The sequence below is a fragment of the Streptomyces sp. NBC_00878 genome, assembly GCF_026341515.1.
In the GTDB taxonomy this organism is placed as follows: domain Bacteria; phylum Actinomycetota; class Actinomycetes; order Streptomycetales; family Streptomycetaceae; genus Streptomyces.
In genome coordinates this window covers 1,555,920-1,570,644 of the sequence record NZ_JAPEOK010000001.1, presented here as the reverse complement: position 1 = coordinate 1,570,644, position 14,725 = coordinate 1,555,920, and the positions used below count along the sequence as shown (strand labels likewise).

At 70.2% G+C, this 14,725-nt stretch carries 14 protein-coding genes; 9 read left to right on the top strand and 5 right to left on the bottom strand.

From position 1 onward, the window contains the following. The first annotated feature begins 92 nt into the window (after positions 1-92). Together OHA11_RS06320 and OHA11_RS06315 are read left to right on the top strand one after the other, a co-directional pair. Complete coding sequence (locus OHA11_RS06320; RefSeq protein ID WP_266492823.1) at positions 93-929, top strand: SGNH/GDSL hydrolase family protein; 837 nt, start codon at positions 93-95, stop codon at positions 927-929. Between the two features lie 122 nt (positions 930-1,051). Next, positions 1,052-2,353: an MFS transporter gene (locus OHA11_RS06315; RefSeq protein ID WP_266492820.1), complete on the top strand. Its 1,302-nt coding sequence runs from the start codon at positions 1,052-1,054 to the stop codon at positions 2,351-2,353. Positions 2,354-2,472: 119 nt separating this feature from the next. Here OHA11_RS06315 and OHA11_RS06310 read toward each other — a convergent pair whose 3' ends face one another. Next, entirely contained in the window at positions 2,473-2,820 is a 348-nt protein-coding gene (locus tag OHA11_RS06310; protein ID WP_266492819.1) for a HEAT repeat domain-containing protein, read from the bottom strand. Between OHA11_RS06310 and OHA11_RS06305 the strand changes: the two genes are divergently transcribed. Further along, positions 2,810-2,959, top strand: a complete 150-nt coding sequence (locus OHA11_RS06305; protein WP_266492817.1) for a hypothetical protein — start codon at positions 2,810-2,812, stop codon at positions 2,957-2,959. The genes OHA11_RS06310 and OHA11_RS06305 overlap by 11 nt on opposite strands. 98 nt (positions 2,960-3,057) lie before the next feature. Here the strand turns inward: OHA11_RS06305 and catC are convergent, their stop codons facing one another. Genes catC through OHA11_RS06285 form a run of 4 tightly spaced genes read right to left on the bottom strand, consistent with a single transcriptional unit; the run spans position 3,058 to position 6,344 of the window. Beyond that, complete coding sequence (catC, locus tag OHA11_RS06300; RefSeq protein WP_266492815.1) at positions 3,058-3,354, bottom strand: muconolactone Delta-isomerase; 297 nt, start codon at positions 3,352-3,354, stop codon at positions 3,058-3,060. 6 nt (positions 3,355-3,360) lie between these two features. Next, positions 3,361-4,257, bottom strand: a complete 897-nt coding sequence (catA, locus tag OHA11_RS06295) for a catechol 1,2-dioxygenase (RefSeq protein ID WP_266492813.1) — start codon at positions 4,255-4,257, stop codon at positions 3,361-3,363. 24 nt (positions 4,258-4,281) lie between these two features. Continuing rightward, complete coding sequence (locus OHA11_RS06290) at positions 4,282-5,385, bottom strand: mandelate racemase/muconate lactonizing enzyme family protein (RefSeq protein WP_266492811.1); 1,104 nt, start codon at positions 5,383-5,385, stop codon at positions 4,282-4,284. After that, positions 5,382-6,344, bottom strand: a complete 963-nt coding sequence (locus OHA11_RS06285; RefSeq protein WP_266492809.1) for a LysR substrate-binding domain-containing protein — start codon at positions 6,342-6,344, stop codon at positions 5,382-5,384. Before OHA11_RS06285 ends, OHA11_RS06290 begins: the two co-directional genes overlap by 4 nt. Positions 6,345-6,583: 239 nt before the next feature. On the opposite strand from OHA11_RS06285, the gene benA reads away from it, so the two are divergent. The 6 genes from benA (at position 6,584) to OHA11_RS06255 (ending at position 14,709) form a co-directional block, all read left to right on the top strand. Beyond that, entirely contained in the window at positions 6,584-7,951 is a 1,368-nt protein-coding gene (gene benA / locus OHA11_RS06280) for a benzoate 1,2-dioxygenase large subunit (protein ID WP_266492807.1), read from the top strand. Beyond that, entirely contained in the window at positions 7,948-8,472 is a 525-nt protein-coding gene (gene benB / locus OHA11_RS06275) for a benzoate 1,2-dioxygenase small subunit (RefSeq protein WP_266492805.1), read from the top strand. Before benA ends, benB begins: the two co-directional genes overlap by 4 nt. A 90-nt stretch (positions 8,473-8,562) precedes the next feature. After that, a complete protein-coding gene (benC, locus tag OHA11_RS06270) occupies positions 8,563-9,624 on the top strand; it encodes a benzoate 1,2-dioxygenase electron transfer component BenC (RefSeq protein ID WP_266492803.1) in 1,062 nt (353 codons plus the stop codon). Then, positions 9,621-10,442 (top strand): 1,6-dihydroxycyclohexa-2,4-diene-1-carboxylate dehydrogenase, encoded by an 822-nt coding sequence (locus OHA11_RS06265; RefSeq protein WP_266492801.1) that lies wholly within the window; start codon positions 9,621-9,623, stop codon positions 10,440-10,442. The genes benC and OHA11_RS06265 overlap by 4 nt, the downstream gene beginning before the upstream one ends. Positions 10,443-10,529: 87 nt before the next feature. Then, entirely contained in the window at positions 10,530-11,900 is a 1,371-nt protein-coding gene (locus OHA11_RS06260; RefSeq protein WP_266492799.1) for an MFS transporter, read from the top strand. Beyond that, positions 11,893-14,709 carry a LuxR family transcriptional regulator gene (locus OHA11_RS06255; RefSeq protein ID WP_266492798.1) on the top strand — a complete coding sequence of 939 codons (2,817 nt, stop codon included), beginning with the start codon at positions 11,893-11,895 and terminating at the stop codon, positions 14,707-14,709. Before OHA11_RS06260 ends, OHA11_RS06255 begins: the two co-directional genes overlap by 8 nt. The last annotated feature ends 16 nt before the right edge of the window (positions 14,710-14,725 follow it).

Genomic DNA, 14,725 nt, shown 5'->3' with positions numbered 1-14,725 from the left:
AAGGAAAGCAGCTGAACGTGAGCAAGCAGCCCCGGAAGAGACCCTCCAGGCGACGTGGACTCCTGAAAGGTGCCGTGGTGGTCTGTTGCGCCATGGCTCTGTCCACCGTGCCGGCCGTATCGGCGAGTGCGGTGGCGCCCGCCCCGCGCACCGTGGACTACGTCGCGCTGGGCGATTCATATGCGTCCGGCCCCGGCATCCCCACCCAGGTCGACACCACCTGCGCGCGGTCCGACCAGAACTATCCCTCGCTCCTCGCCACCGTGAAGAACTGGCAGCTGACCGACGTCAGTTGCGGCGGCGCGACGACGGCGGCCCTGACCGGACCTCAGGGCACGAAGCCGCCGCAACTGGACGCGCTCGACGCCGGCACGGACGTCGTCACCCTGACCATCGGCGGCAACGACCTCGGGTTCTCCAGCAACCTGGCCACCTGCGCCCGGCTGACGTCCAGCGACCCGACGGGCAACCCGTGCCAGACGTTCTTCACGAACACCGGCACCGACCGGTTGGCGCAGCGCGTCAACGAGATCGCACCCAGCATCGCCGAGGCGCTGGACAGCATCCGTCAGCGGGCTCCTCGGGCCAAGGTCCTGGTGGTCGGCTACCCCGATCTGTTCCCGGACGACGGTGTCGGCTGCACCAGCTCCCCGGTGCCACTCGCGGCCGGTGACTTCGCCTACCTGCGAGACACCGGGAAAAGGCTCAACGCAATGCTCGCGAGCCAGGCCCGGGCGAGCGGTGTCCGTTACGTCGACACCTACACCCCGACGATCGGGCACGACATGTGCAAGCCCACCGGAGAGCGCTGGATCGAACCGCTCGTCGTGGCGGCTCCGGCCGCGGGCTCCCACCCCAACGCCCAGGGCCGGCAGGCCATGGCCACCGCGGTGCAGCGCGCCCTTCGCCGCGTCACACACCACCGCTGAAGGCTCTGAAACGGGCGGGTCGGCCCGAGCGGCCGCCGCAGAGAAGCAACCCGCACCAGCCCCGGACATCTCCGAACGCCGAGCGGACACACTCCGCCGCGATCCCCGAGCAAGGACGTGCCATGCCAACGGACTCCCTCGCCCCACCGCCGGTCGACGCACCGCGCGACGACGTGAAGACGCCGCTGCGCCGGTTCGTCCCGGCCGTCATGCTGTCCCAGTTCGGCGTCTTCGTCGCGCTGGCCACCCCCGTCCAACTGCTGCTCGCCCTTCACCTCGACGCGATCGCAGGCGAAGGGGCGACGACCGCGTTCGGGATCGTGGTCGGCGCGGGTGCTCTGATCGCGATCGTGTTCAGCCCGATCGCCGGCCGGATCTCGGACCGCACCCGCACCCGTCTCGGCCGCCGTCGCCCCTGGATCCTGACCGGCACGCTGCTCACCGCGCTCGCGCTGGCCATCATGCCCGCCACGACCGAGGTCTGGCAGGTCGTGCTCCTGTGGTGCGGGGTGGCGGTGGTCGCCAACCTGCAGGGCGCCGCGCACAGCGCGGTCATCGCCGACCAGGTCGATGAGGGACGTACGGGAGGGGTGTCCGGGCTGGTCGGCCTGGCCACCGCGCTCGGGCCGCTGCTGGGTGTGGCCCTGGCCCACGCCGCCCCGGGCGGCCGAGCCGGCCAGTGGGGGGCGATAGCGCTGGTCGCGGTCCTGGCCGGCGTCCTCGCCTTCCTGCTGCTGCGCGAGACGCCCACCAGCGCGCCGAAGCCGCCACTGAACCTGCGGACCATGGCCCTGACGTTCTGGCTCGATCCCCGTAAGCACCCGGCGTTCGGATGGGCGTGGCTCGTCCGCCTTCTGATCGGATGCGCCTACGCCTCCGTCGCGTTCAGTGCCTTCTACCTCATGGAGCGCTTCGACATCAGCAAGGAGGAACTCACCGGTGTCACCCTCCGGCTCGTTGTCCTCTCGATCGCCTGCGTCATCGTGTCCACGCTGGCTGCCGGCTACTTGTCCGATCTGGTCCGGCGGCAGAAGCCGTTCGTGGTCTTCGCCGGGGTGACAGCCGCTGTCAGCCTCGCCATGATGGCGTGGACCTCCGACATGGCCGTGGTCTACCTGGCTGTGGCGGGCATGGGCCTCAGCACGGGGACGTTCCTGTCCGTCGACTTCGCCCTGTCTGTGCGCGTCCTGCCCAACAAGGACGACGCGGCCAAGGATCTCGCGATCTTCAACGTCGCCAGCAGGCTGCCCGAGTCACTGGTCCCGTTCATGGGCCCCGCGCTGCTGGCACTCGGGGGCTACACCGCGCTGTTCCTCTTCCTGGGTGCTGCCGGCCTGCTCGGCGCCCTCGCGTGCTTCCGGCTTCCCGAAGTCGGACGAGAACACGAGACAAGCCTCTGGAGCGCACCGATCACTCGCGGCTAAACGCTGTCCCGCTTGTCGGGGCGCGGGCGGAAGAGTCCGTTCGTAGATGGTCCCGCCGGGTGTGAACCAGCCCGCCTTCTTCCGTACCGCGGGGCTCGGGTCGTTGGCGTGGGACGTCTTCAAGGCGGCGAGAGCGCGTGGTTCGGTGTGGGCGAACTTGCCGACGAGTTCGGCAGCCATGGCCCGGACGTGCGGTCGGGGTCTGAGGCCAGATGGTGCAGCGAGTGTTCGAGGACTCGGTCCGGGCCCGGTGCGCAGGTGTCGCCCTTGCACCGGTCACAGGCCAGAGCGTGGAATGCGGCGATCCTGACGCGGGCGTCCGGGTCGTCGGCCATGGCGAGGAGTTCGCCCATCGACTCGGTGTCGACCAGGTGGTCGAGAAGGCGGCAGCAGCCCTCACGGACGGCCGGATTCTCGTCTCTGCGCGGCCGCCAACTCACCGACGAGAACGGCGTGGTGAGTCGCATCTCCAAGGACTCGATCTACGACGACTCGATCTACGACGGCGGCGGTGCCTCCTCCAGCCTGCTGATGTCAACGGAGCTCGGGGACAGAGTCTCCGACGGCTACGCGGCGGCGACGACCTTGGGCGTGGACTCGGCCTGACCGGAGGACGGTCGGCCACGGGGTGGGGATCCCGTGGCCGACCGTGCGGCGGGTGCTGAGCCGTGTCATTCGCTCCGCTCGGGTGACCGCCTTGTCCGTCACGCCACGACCTCGTCGGCGGCCAGGTCGGACGGGTGCCGGGCCAGTGGTGTCACGTCGACCTTCATGTAGGGGAAGAGGGGGAGGTCCCAGAGGATCCGGTGCAGTGCCTCGTTGTCGGCGACGTCGAAGACGCTGATGTTGGCGTACTGCCCGACGCACCGCCAGATGTGCACCCACTCACCCGACTTCTGCAGCTCCTGGCAGTACGCCTTCTCGCGTGTCACCAGATCCGCGCGGACCTCGGGGGCGAGGTCACGCGGGATCTCGACGTCCATCCGTACCGCGAACAGCACCGCGCATCACGCCTTGTCGAGGATGAAGTCGTACGTGACTTCGTTGCCGGTGCCGGCGTCCGTGCCCGTGCCCGTGTCGGTGTCGGTGTCGGTGTCGGCCGCGACAGGGGTCGGGGCCAGGATCAGTTCGGGCTTTACGGCCGAGGCGATGTCGTCCTTCACGTAGCTGCCGCCCTGGAAGTACAGCTGGGTGGTGATGAGTTGGTGGCCCGGTGCCGACACCTTCAGGTGGAGGTGCGCGGGGCGCCACGCGTGCCAGCCCGCGGCGGCGATGAGCCGGCCGCAGGAGCCGTCGGTCGGGATCTGGTACGGGGCGGGCTCGATGGTGTGGATCTTGAAGTGGCCCTGGTCGTCGGCGATGACCGTGCCGCGCAGGTTCCAGTCGGGCAGGCCGGGCGCGAACTGGGAGTAGTAGCCGTCGTTGTCCGCGTGCCAGATGTCCACCGTGGCACCGGGCAGAGGAGTGCCGTCCACGCCTTTCACCTGCCCCTGGAGAAGCAGCGGGGTGCCCTCCTCGGAGTCACGCATCGGCAGGGTCGCCTCGGCGGGCAGGATCGGGGCGTCGGGGACGTAGTACGGGCCCTCGATGGTGCCCTTGCTGCCGTCGCGGTTCTCACTCGCGACCTCCTCCACGGCGTTCTCCAGCCATACGTCGAGGAAGAGCGGCCACTCGCCGTCCTCGCCGACCTGGATCAGCCAGGACTTGAGGGCGTCGTACTCGGCGTACGTCACCTTGTGGCGTCGGATGATGTAGCGGGCGGCGGCGAGGAGTTCGGAGACCAGTGTGTCGACGCGCTTGGTGTCGGCGTCGGCCGTCTCCGTCCGCTGCTTGTTGCGGAACTGCTCGGTGGCGGTGGCTCCGGACGCCGCCGCGGTGGCCTGCTCCGTGATGATGTCGGTCATGGTCTTCCCGTCCCTGGGTGTGTGTCAGCGGTCCTGGCGGTAGCGGGCCAGCTTGTCGGGGTCGATGTCGATGCCGAGTCCGGCGCCTTCGCGGATGCGCAGGGTGCCGGACTCGATGGTCAGCGGCTCGGTGAGGAGGTCGTCGGTCATGTCGAGGAAGTTGGACAGTTCGCCGGGGTGTTGTGAGGCGGAGCGGTGGGCGGCACCGAAGGCGACCGAGCACAACGTGCCGATCTGGCCGTCGATCTGATTGCCCATCACCACCTCGACGCCCAGGCCCTCGCACTCGTGCAGCACGCGCTGGGAGGCGGTGAAGCCGGTGCGGGCGGTCTTGACGCTGATCGCGGTCGCGGATCCGCCGAGGAGTTCGCGGGTGACCTCGGCGGGCCGGGTGGCGCTCTCGTCCGCGATGAAGGGAACCGGGCTCTGGGCGACCAGCCAGCGCCTGCCCAACACGTCGTCGGCGGGGCAGAGTTCCTCGGCGAACGTCAGGTCGAGGTCGGCCATCTCCCGTAGCGCCCGCGCGGACTCGGAGGCACTCCAGCCGCGGTTCCCGTCGATGTACAGGTCGGCGTCCGGGCCGAGTGCCTCGCGCAGTGCCCGGCACGCGGCGACATCGGCGCGGTACGGCCGCCGCCCGACCTTCACCTTGAACGTGGTGATGCCGTAGGTGTCCCGGACGCGTTCCGCCTCGGCCACCATGTGCTCGGCCGGCGCGAAGCCGACCATGTGGCTGACCCGCATGCGGTCCGTGTAGCCGCCGAGCAGTCCGGAGACGGGCAGCCCTGCCACCTGCCCGAGGACGTCCCACAGCGCCATGTCGATGGCGGCCTTCGCGGTCGGGTTGCCCACGGTCCGGTCCAGTCGTTCGTGGACCGCTTCCCGCTCCAGGGCGGTCAGGCCCAGGATCTGCGGCGTGAAGATCTTCTCGATCACCGCGATGATCGACTCCTGGGTCTCGCCGTACGTGTACGGGCGGGGCGGCGCCTCGGCGGTGCCCGTCAGGCCCTCGTCCGTGTGCACCCGCACCAGAACGTGGTCGGCGGTATGCACCTCACCACTCGCGAATTTCAGGGGTTTCGCGTAAGGAATGGCGAAGGGTATTGCCTCGACCCTGACGATCTTCATGCCGCTCCTTCAGGTTTCTCAGGCTTTTCAAGTCCTTCAGGTTCTGAGTGCTCTGCGGGCTCTGCGGGCTCTTCGAGAAAGACGTTGTTCCGTTCCAGCACCTTCAGGAGATTCCGCAGCAGGGGTGATGCGTCGTCGGACCGCCAGGCCAGGGCGAGGGGAACGGAGAGCGCGTCCTCGATGTCCTTGCACAGCACGCCCTCGCGCGGTGCCGAGCGAATGGAGTCCGGCAGGACGGCGATACCGAGGCCCGCGGCGACCAGGGCCAGGGCGGCGGATGTCTCGGTGACCTCGTAGGCGCGGTGCGGATAGAAGTCGGAGGCCAGGCAACTGCGGACGACGGCGTCGTTGACGACCGAGCCGAGCGTGGCGCCGTACATGATGAAGTCCTCGTGCCGCAGTTGCTCGATCCGGACGACGTCCGCCGCGGCGAGCCAGTGCTCCGCGGGGACGGCCACGACGAGCTGTTCTTCGGCGAGCGAGCGGTGGGCGATGCCCTCCTGGCGGATCGGCGGGCGCAGCACACCGACGTCGAGGCGCCGCTCGATCAGTCCCAGTTCCTGGGCCGGCGTGAGCATTTCGGTGTGCACCTCCATCATGACGTGCGGCATTTCGCGTTTCAGTAGCCGTGCGAGTGCGGGCAGTTGGCGGTACGAGGCCGAGCCGGTCAGGCCGAGCCGGAGCACGCCCTCCACCCCGGAGGTGAAGCGCCCCACCCGGGCCACCGCGTCGTCCACGGCGGTGAGGATGCGCTCCACGTCGGTGCGGAACACCTCGCCGGCGCCGGTCAGCGAGACCTGCCGGGTGGTGCGGCTGAACAGGTCCACGCCCAGTTCCGTCTCCAGACGTCGGATCGCCTGGGAGAGCGGGGGCTGGGCCATGTGCAGGTGTTCCGCGGCCTTTCCGAAATGACGCGTGTCGGCGACGGCCAGGAAATACCGCAGGTGCCTGAGCTCCATCGGGCTGCCCCTTTCCCGTTTCGGGGCCCTCGAATGATCCTCAGCGTAGGCAGAGGGCCCCATACGACACAAATACTTGATTGGAGCCTATTGAGACGCTCAGGATATTAATACCCCCCTGGGTCAACCCTGGGGAAATGTCTGGGGCCGACTCTTCACCGCACTGTCATGGTGCTGAAAAGCAACGGCAATGAGGCCCGCCGGTCAGGCGGCCCTGCTGAGGCGGAAGGGACGGGACCATGGCCGAGGACTTCAGCCGCGCGCGGACCATCCTCAAGGACGCTCTCGTGGAGGACCCGGACAGCGGGGTGTACCGCGTCCGGCGGAGCGTCTTCACCGACGAGGAGCTCTTCGAGCTGGAGATGCGGCACATCTTCGAGGGGAACTGGGTCTACCTCGCCCACGAGAGCCAGCTCCCGGAGGCCGGGGACTACTTCACGACGTACATCGGCCGCCAGCCCGTCGTCATCTCCCGTGACAAGCAGGGTGAGCTGCACTGTCTGGTCAACGCGTGCAGCCACCGCGGCGCGATGCTGTGCCGCAGGAAGACCGACAACCGGACCACCTTCACCTGTCCGTTCCACGGCTGGACGTTCAACAACAGCGGCAGGCTGCTGAAGGTGAAGGACCCGCGGGAGGCCGGCTACCCGGAGCGGTTCAACACCGACGGCTCGCACGATCTGAAACGGGTCGCCCGCTTCGAGAGCTATCGCGGTTTCCTGTTCGGCAGCCTGAACCCCGAGGTCAAGCCGCTCACCGAGCACCTGGGCGACGCGGCCGTCGTGATCGACATGGTCGTCGACCAGTCCCCGGAGGGCCTGGAGGTGCTGCGCGGCTCGTCGACGTACCACTACGACGGCAACTGGAAGCTCCAGGCGGAGAACGGCGCCGACGGCTACCACGTCTCTGCCACCCACTGGAACTACGCGGCCACCCAGGCCCGCCGTACGTCCGGCGAGTCGAAGAACGACACCAAGACCATGGACGCGGGCGGCTGGTCCAAGCAGAAGGGCGGCTTCTACTCCTTCGACCACGGCCATCTGCTGCTGTGGACCAAGTGGCTCGACCCGGCCAACCGGCCGCTGTTCGAGAAGCGCGACGAGCTGGCCGCCGAGTTCGGCGCGGAGAAGGCCGACTGGATGATCGGCGTCTCACGGAATCTGTGCCTGTACCCGAACGTCTACCTGATGGATCAGTTCAGCTCGCAGATACGGCACTTCAGGCCCATCTCCGTCGACAGGACCGAGGTCACCATCTACTGCATCGCCCCCAAGGGCGAGCCGGCCGAGGACCGCGCCCGGCGCATCCGGCAGTACGAGGACTTCTTCAACGCCACCGGTATGGCCACCCCGGACGACTTGGAGGAGTTCCGCTCCTGCCAGAAGACGTACCAGGCTGGGTCCATGCCCTGGAACGACCTCAGCCGCGGCGCCGTGCACCAGATCGACGGCCCGGACGAGGACGCCAAGAAGATCGGCATCAACCCGATCGCCAGTGGTGTCCGCACCGAGGACGAGGGCCTCTACCCGATCCAGCACGGCTACTGGCTCGACACGCTCCGCAAGGCCCTAAAAGCGGACAGCAACGCCCTGGAGGTGGCCAAGTGACCACGGCGACCACGGCGACCACGGTGACCGCGGAGATCACGCTCGAAGACATCCGCCAGTTCCTCTACCGCGAGGCCCGCCACCTCGACGACCGCGAGTTCGAGAAGTGGCTGGAGTGCTACCACCCGGACACCGAGTTCTGGATGCCGGCCTGGGCCGACGACGACCAGCTCACCAGGGACCCGCAGCGCGAGATCTCGCTGGTCTACTACCCGAGCCGGGCGGGCCTGGAGGACCGCGTCTTCCGCATCCGCACCGACCGCTCCAGCGCGACGAGCCTGCCCGAGCCGCGCACCGGCCACAACATCACCAACGTCGAAATCACCGGCCGGGACGGCGACTTGGTGGACGTGCGCTTCAACTGGTTCACCCTCTACTACCGGTACCAGACCGTGGACACGTACTTCGGCACGTCGTACTACACGCTCGACGTCTCGACGCCCGAGCCGCTGATCACCCGCAAGAAGGTGGTCCTCAAGAACGACTACGTGCACCACGTCGTCGACATCTACCACGTCTGACACCTCTGACACCTCTGGCACCCCGACACGAGTGTCACCTCTGGCACCGGCGTCACGACAGGCACCTCCGGCGTCTCTCACACCTCCGAAATGAGCACCAGCATGTCCTTCCAGGTCGCCCTGAACTTCGAGGACGGCATCACCCGCTTCGTCGAGTGCCGCCCGGACGAGACGGTCGCCGAAGCCTCGTACAAGGCCCGGATCAACATCCCCCTCGACTGCCGCGACGGCGCCTGCGGAACCTGCAAGTCGCTGTGCGAGTCCGGCCGTTACGACGGCGGGGACTACATCGACGAGGCGCTGACCGGGGACGAGGCGGCGAGCGGCTACTGCCTGCCCTGCCAGATGACCCCGCACAGCGACCTCGTACTGCGCATCCCGTCCTCCTCCGCCGCCGCGAAGACCGCCGCGGCCACGCACACCGCCACGGTCGTCACCATCGAGCGCCACTCCGCGACCACTGTCGAGTTCGTGCTCGACGTCGACGACCGCGACGCGCTGGACTTCCTGCCCGGCCAGTACGTCAACATCGCCGTCCCCGGCACCGACCAGACCCGCTCGTACTCCTTCAGCTCCGGCCCCGGCCGGCGCCAGGCGTCCTTCCTGGTGCGGATCGTGGCCGGCGGTGCGATGTCCGGCTATCTCACCGAGGGCGCCCGGGTCGGCGACCGCGTCGGGTTCACCGGCCCGGTGGGCAGCTTCTACCTGCGCGAACTCGCCCGCCCCGCACTGCTGTTGGCGGGCGGCACGGGCCTCGCACCGCTGCTGTCGATGCTGGAGGACCTCGCCCGGAAGCCGCCCGTCCACCCGGTCCGCCTGCTGTACGGCGTCACCACCGACCAGGACCTCGTCCACCTGGACACCCTGGAGTCGTACGTGGACGCCATCCCCGGTTTCAGCTTCGACCACTGCGTGGCCGACCCGGCAAGTACCGCCCGCAACAAGGGATTCGTGACCGGACTGATGGACGCGGGAACCTTGCACGACGGCGACGCGGACGTCTACCTGTGCGGTCCGCCGGCCATGGTCGAGGCGGTCCGCGGCCACATCAGCTCCCTCGGCGTCAGCCCGGCGAACTTCCACTACGAGAAGTTCACACCGGCCGCCCCGCGAGAGACGGCGGAGACGGCGGAGTCGGCGGAGGCGGCGTGAGCGGGCCCAGCGTCCATGCGGACCGGTTCGCCGGAAGGACGGCCGTCGTCACGGGCGCGGCCCAGGGCATCGGCCTCGCGGTCGCGCGACGACTGGCGGCGGAGGCGGCCGACGTCGTCCTGGTGGACCGCTCGGAGACGGTCCGCGACGCCGCCGACGGCCTCAATGCCGCCGACGGCTCCGCAGTCCACGCCGCCCACGCCGCCCACGCCGTCCTCGCCGACCTGGAGACCTACGAGGGCGCGCACTCGGCCATCGCCGGAGCCCTGGAACTGCTCGGCGGCCGAATAGACGTGCTCGTCAACAACGTCGGCGGCACCATCTGGGCCAAGCCCTACGAGCACTACGCCCCGGACGAGATCCAGGCCGAGATCCAGCGCTCCCTCTTCCCCACCCTCTGGACCACCCGCGCCGTCCTGCCCCACCTCATCGAGCAACGCTCCGGCGTCGTCGTCAACGTCTCGTCCATCGCCACGCGCGGCATCAACCGCATCCCCTACTCGGCGGCCAAGGGAGGCATCAACGCCCTCACCGCCTCCCTCGCCATGGAGGCCGCCCCGTACGGCATCCGCTTCGTCGCCACCGCGACCGGCGGCACCGAAGCCCCGCCCCGCCGGGTGCCCCGCGGGCCCGCGCCCCGCACCGAGCGGGAACGAGCCTGGTCCCAGCAGGTCGTCGACCAGACCGTCGACTCCACCCTGCTGAAGCGGTACGGCTCGGTGGACGACCAGGCCGCGGCGATCGCCTTCCTGGCCTCCGACGAGGCGTCCTACATCACCGGCACGGTCCTGCCGGTCGCCGGCGGCGACCTCGGCTGACTCGGCCCACGTACCCCACATACCCCACGCGCCCCACGCAGTCCCCCTCCTCCCCGCTCACACGAACACGAACATGGGGTCATCACCATGAACAGACAGCAGCACAGAACCAACGACGCACGCCAGCGTTCCACCCTGCGCTGGATCGTCGCCATCGCCGCCGTCACCCTCGTCTTCGACGGCTACGACCTGGTGGTCTACGGCGCCGTCGTCCCCGTCTTCCTGCGCGACCCGAGCCAGATCGGCCACCTCACCCCCGGTCAGGCCGGTGCCCTCGGCTCCTACGCGCTGATGGGCGTCATGGTCGGCGCTCTGATCGCCGGCGCCGTCGGAGACCACATCGGGCGGCGGCGCGTCACGCTGGTGGCCATCGTCTGGTTCTCGGTCGCCATGGGGCTGAGCGCCTTCGCCACCGACCTCACCACCTTCGGCGCCCTGCGCTTCCTCACGGGCATCGGGGTCGGCGCCCTCGTGGTCACGGCCGGAGCCCTGGTCGCCGAGTTCGCCCCGCCCCACCGCCGCAACCTCTACAACGCGATCGTCTACAGCGGCGTACCGGCCGGTGGTGTCCTCGCCGCGCTGCTCGCGCTGCTGTCCTCCGACGGTGACGGCTGGCGCGCGCTGTTCCTCTTCGGCGCCGCACCGCTCGTGCTCCTGCTGCCGGTCGCCCTGCTGCGCCTGCCGGAGTCGCCGAAGTGGCTGCTCGCCCGCGGACACACCGTGCGGGCCCGTCAGGTCTCGGACCGTACGGGCGTTCCCCTGCCCGAGGTGACACCGAGCCGTACGGGGGAGCGGGCCAAGGTGGGCTTCGCCGCACTCGCCACCCGTCGCTACGCCCTGCCCACCCTGCTCCTCGGCCTGATGAGCGGCTCCGCCCTGCTGCTCACCTATGCCCTGAACACCTGGCTGCCCGTGATCATGGGGCAGAGCGGCTACGGCAAGTCGTACTCCCTCGTCTTCCTGCTCACGCTCAACGGCGGTGCCATCGTCGGCGGCCTGCTGGCCTCGCGGGTCGCCGACCGGTACGGCCCACAGCGGGTGATCGCCACGACCTTCGTGCTGGCCGCCGCCGCCCTGGCCCTGCTCACGCTCGGGATGCCCTTCCCCGTCCTGCTGGCCCTCGTCGCCGTCGCCGGCGTGGGAACGATCGGTACCCAGGTCCTGATCTACGGCCTGGTGTCCCACTACTACGACACGGTGTCCCGCGCCGCCGGTGTCGCCTGGTGCGCCGGATTCGGCCGGCTCGGCGGCATCGGCGGTCCCGTGGTCGGCGGGGCTCTCGTGGGCGCAGGGCTGCCTCCCGCGAACGCCTTTCTCGTCTTCGCGGGTGTCGCCGTCCTCGGCACCCTCGTGACTTGTTTCGTGCCACGCCGGGCCGCCGAGCGGGTCCCCGCCCGAGCCTCCTCCGCGACCGAGCCCCTGTCCGGCGGCGGTGCTAGCGTGCTGGCACATGAATGACCGTCCTGAGCTGCGGCGCAGCCTGATCGGGCGGGTCGGCGAGGTTGCCTCGCTGACCCGCGCGGTCAGTGCGTCCCGCTCCGGCCGGCCCCTGCTCGTCCTCGTCGAGGGCCCGGCGGGCATCGGAAAGACGGCGCTCGTCGAACACGTCCTCCGCCGGCACCGGGCGGACACCGGCCGGACCCCGACGCGCGTACTGCGTGGCGCCGGGGTGCCCTGGGAAGCGGATCTGCCCCTGGGGATCGCGGAACAACTCGTACGCGCCCTGGGAACCGACCCGGGACTGCCCGACCCGCGATCGCCGCAGGCCGTGCTGGAGACCAGTCGTCTGTTCCTGCGCCAGTGGGCGGCCCGGCAGGAGCGCGAACCGGTGATCGTGGTGGTCGACGACGCCCACTGGGCCGACGTGGAGAGCCTGCGCGCGATCCGCTCCGCGGTGCGCAGGATGTCGGACGAGAAGGTACTCGTCGTCCTGGTCGCGCGGGACGAACCGTACGAGCTGTGCGACATGCGGCCCGCCCACGCCGGCCTGCCGCTGCCGCTGCCGGTCCTGCGGACCCTGGAGTTCCTGGACGGCTGCCAGGACCACGTCGTCCGGCTCGGACCGCTGACGCCCCAGGACGTCAGGACGCTCGCCCACGAGGATCACGGCCTCGCGCTGAACCTGTCCGTGGCCCGGCACCTGTGCCGTCAGACGCGAGGCAGTCCCCGGTACGTCGCACAACTGCTGCGCGAACTGCCCGCGGACACCTGGCAGGACTGGCGGCCCGAACTGCCCGCGCCCGCCCGGTACGCCGCGGCCGTCCGTCACCGGCTCGCCCAGTGCGGTGAGAGCGCCCGGCGGCTGGTCGAGGCGTGCTCCGTCCTCGGAGACGACACCTCCCTCGCCGAAGCCGCCGAACTCGCCGAACTCACCGGTGTCGACGACCCGTTGCCCGCCGTCGACGAGGCCCGGGCGGCGGGCCTGCTGACCGCCACCATCGAGCCCGGGCGCACTCAGCTGACATTCGCGCACCCCCTGGTCCGCGCGGCCGTCCGTACCGGCCTCGATCTGACCCGGCGTGCCGCACTGCACCGCCGGGCGGCGGAGATCACGCAGGACCGCGGCCGACAACTGACCCATCGGGTGGCCGCCACCACGGCGGCCGACGAGACACTCGCCGACGAACTCGACCGGTACGCCGCCGAGCGCGCCTCGGCCGGGGAGTGGTCGGCCGTCGCCGACACCCTGGTGCGCGCCGGCCGGCTGACCGCCGCCCGCGCGGCGCGCGAGGACCGGCTGCTGCGCGCCGTCGACGCCATGATCGGTGCCGGGGACGTGCCGCAGGCCGCGGCGTTCGCCGCGGAGCTGGAGAGCTTCCCGGCCAGTACCCTGCGCGACGTCGTCCTCGGCTATCTGGCCATCATGCGCGGCCGCCCCGCCGAGGCCGAGACCTTCCTGGCCGACGCCTGGGAGCGCCGCGACCCGACGCACCAGCCGGAGCTGCTGGCCAGGATCTGCCAGCGTCGCGTGTTGCACGCCCTGGGCCGCTGGGACGGGCGCGATCTGGTCGCCTGGGCCCGCCGGGCCATCGAACTGGCGGATCCGGACGACCCCTCGGCCATCGAGTCGGAGGCCGTACTCGGCCTCGGGCTTGCCGCGATGGGGCACTCCGATGAGGCTTTGGCCGCGTACGAGGCAGCCGCGGCCAAGCTGCCCGGCGGTGCCCAGCCGCAGCGCGTCCAGCTCGGCCGCGGCTGGGTGGACCTCGCTCTGGACGCCCCGGAAGCGGCGCGCCGCAGACTCGAAGCGGCCGTCCCCACGGGCTACCGCATGGGCTCCACCCGAATCTCCCTGTGGGCGCAGGGCTGGCTGGCCCGCACCCAGTTCGCGCTCGGCGCCTGGCCGGACGCCCTGGAGACCGTGCAGCGGGCCGCGGCCCGGCTCGCGGAGGTCCGTATCGAGCTGGTGCGCCCGCTGGTGCACTGGACCGGCGCCCAGATCCACGCCTTGCGGGGCGACTGGGAGGCGGCGGACCAGCACGTGGGCGAGGCGGCCGCCGACTTCCACCACTACGAGGTCATGCTCGTCCCGTCCTGTCTCGCCCGAGCCCAGGTGGCCGAGGCACGCGGCGACTACGACCGCGTCGTCGAGGCACTCTCCCCGCTGGCCCAGCTCACCGCCCGCGAGTCGGTCGACGAACCGGGCTTCTGGCCCTGGCCCGACGTCTACGCCAACGCCCTGGTGCTGACGGGCCGTCTCGACGACGCCGATGCCTTCCTCACCCCGCACGAGGACCTGGCCGCCCGCCGAGGCCGCCGCTCCGCCCAAGCCCGACTCGGCCTCGCCCGTGGCCGGCTCACCGCCGCCCGCGGCGACATCGACACCGCCCGCAAGGAGTTCGAGCAGGCCCTGGCCCACCTCGAACACCTGCCCCTCCCGTACGACCGCGCCCGGGTCAACTTCGCCTACGGCCAGACCCTGCGCCGCGCCGGCAAACGCCGCGAGGCCGACACCATTCTCAAGAACGCCCGCGACGCCTATGCCACCCTCGGCGCCCACACGTACGTGGCGCGCTGCGAGCGGGAGTTGCAGGCCGGCGGTCTGCACGGCACCCGGCTCGTCCCCGGCATGGCCAAGCTGACCCCGCAGGAACAGGCCGTGGCCCGGTTGGTCGCCTCCGGGGCGACCAACCAGCAGACGGCACTGGAGCTGTTCATCTCCGTCAAGACCGTGCAGTACCACCTGACACACGTCTATTCCAAGCTGGGCATCCGCTCACGCAGTGAACTGGCCGTGAGCTTCAGGGAGTTGCCGCCGCCCGAGTGATCGGAGGTGTCGGTGG

Excerpts from the sequence above, each read along its gene's own strand:
- OHA11_RS06320 (WP_266492823.1), top strand. The coding sequence starts at position 93 with ATGGCTCTGTCCACCGTGCCGGCCGTATCGGCGAGTGCGGTGGCGCCC.
- OHA11_RS06315 (WP_266492820.1), top strand. The coding sequence starts at position 1,052 with ATGCCAACGGACTCCCTCGCCCCACCGCCGGTCGACGCACCGCGCGAC.
- OHA11_RS06310 (WP_266492819.1), bottom strand. The coding sequence starts at position 2,820 with ATGCGACTCACCACGCCGTTCTCGTCGGTGAGTTGGCGGCCGCGCAGA.
- catA (WP_266492813.1), bottom strand. The coding sequence starts at position 4,257 with ATGACCGACATCATCACGGAGCAGGCCACCGCGGCGGCGTCCGGAGCC.
- OHA11_RS06290 (WP_266492811.1), bottom strand. The coding sequence starts at position 5,385 with ATGAAGATCGTCAGGGTCGAGGCAATACCCTTCGCCATTCCTTACGCG.
- OHA11_RS06285 (WP_266492809.1), bottom strand. The coding sequence starts at position 6,344 with ATGGAGCTCAGGCACCTGCGGTATTTCCTGGCCGTCGCCGACACGCGT.
- benA (WP_266492807.1), top strand. The coding sequence starts at position 6,584 with ATGGCCGAGGACTTCAGCCGCGCGCGGACCATCCTCAAGGACGCTCTC.
- benC (WP_266492803.1), top strand. The coding sequence starts at position 8,563 with ATGAGCACCAGCATGTCCTTCCAGGTCGCCCTGAACTTCGAGGACGGC.
- OHA11_RS06260 (WP_266492799.1), top strand. The coding sequence starts at position 10,530 with ATGAACAGACAGCAGCACAGAACCAACGACGCACGCCAGCGTTCCACC.
- OHA11_RS06255 (WP_266492798.1), top strand. The coding sequence starts at position 11,893 with ATGAATGACCGTCCTGAGCTGCGGCGCAGCCTGATCGGGCGGGTCGGC.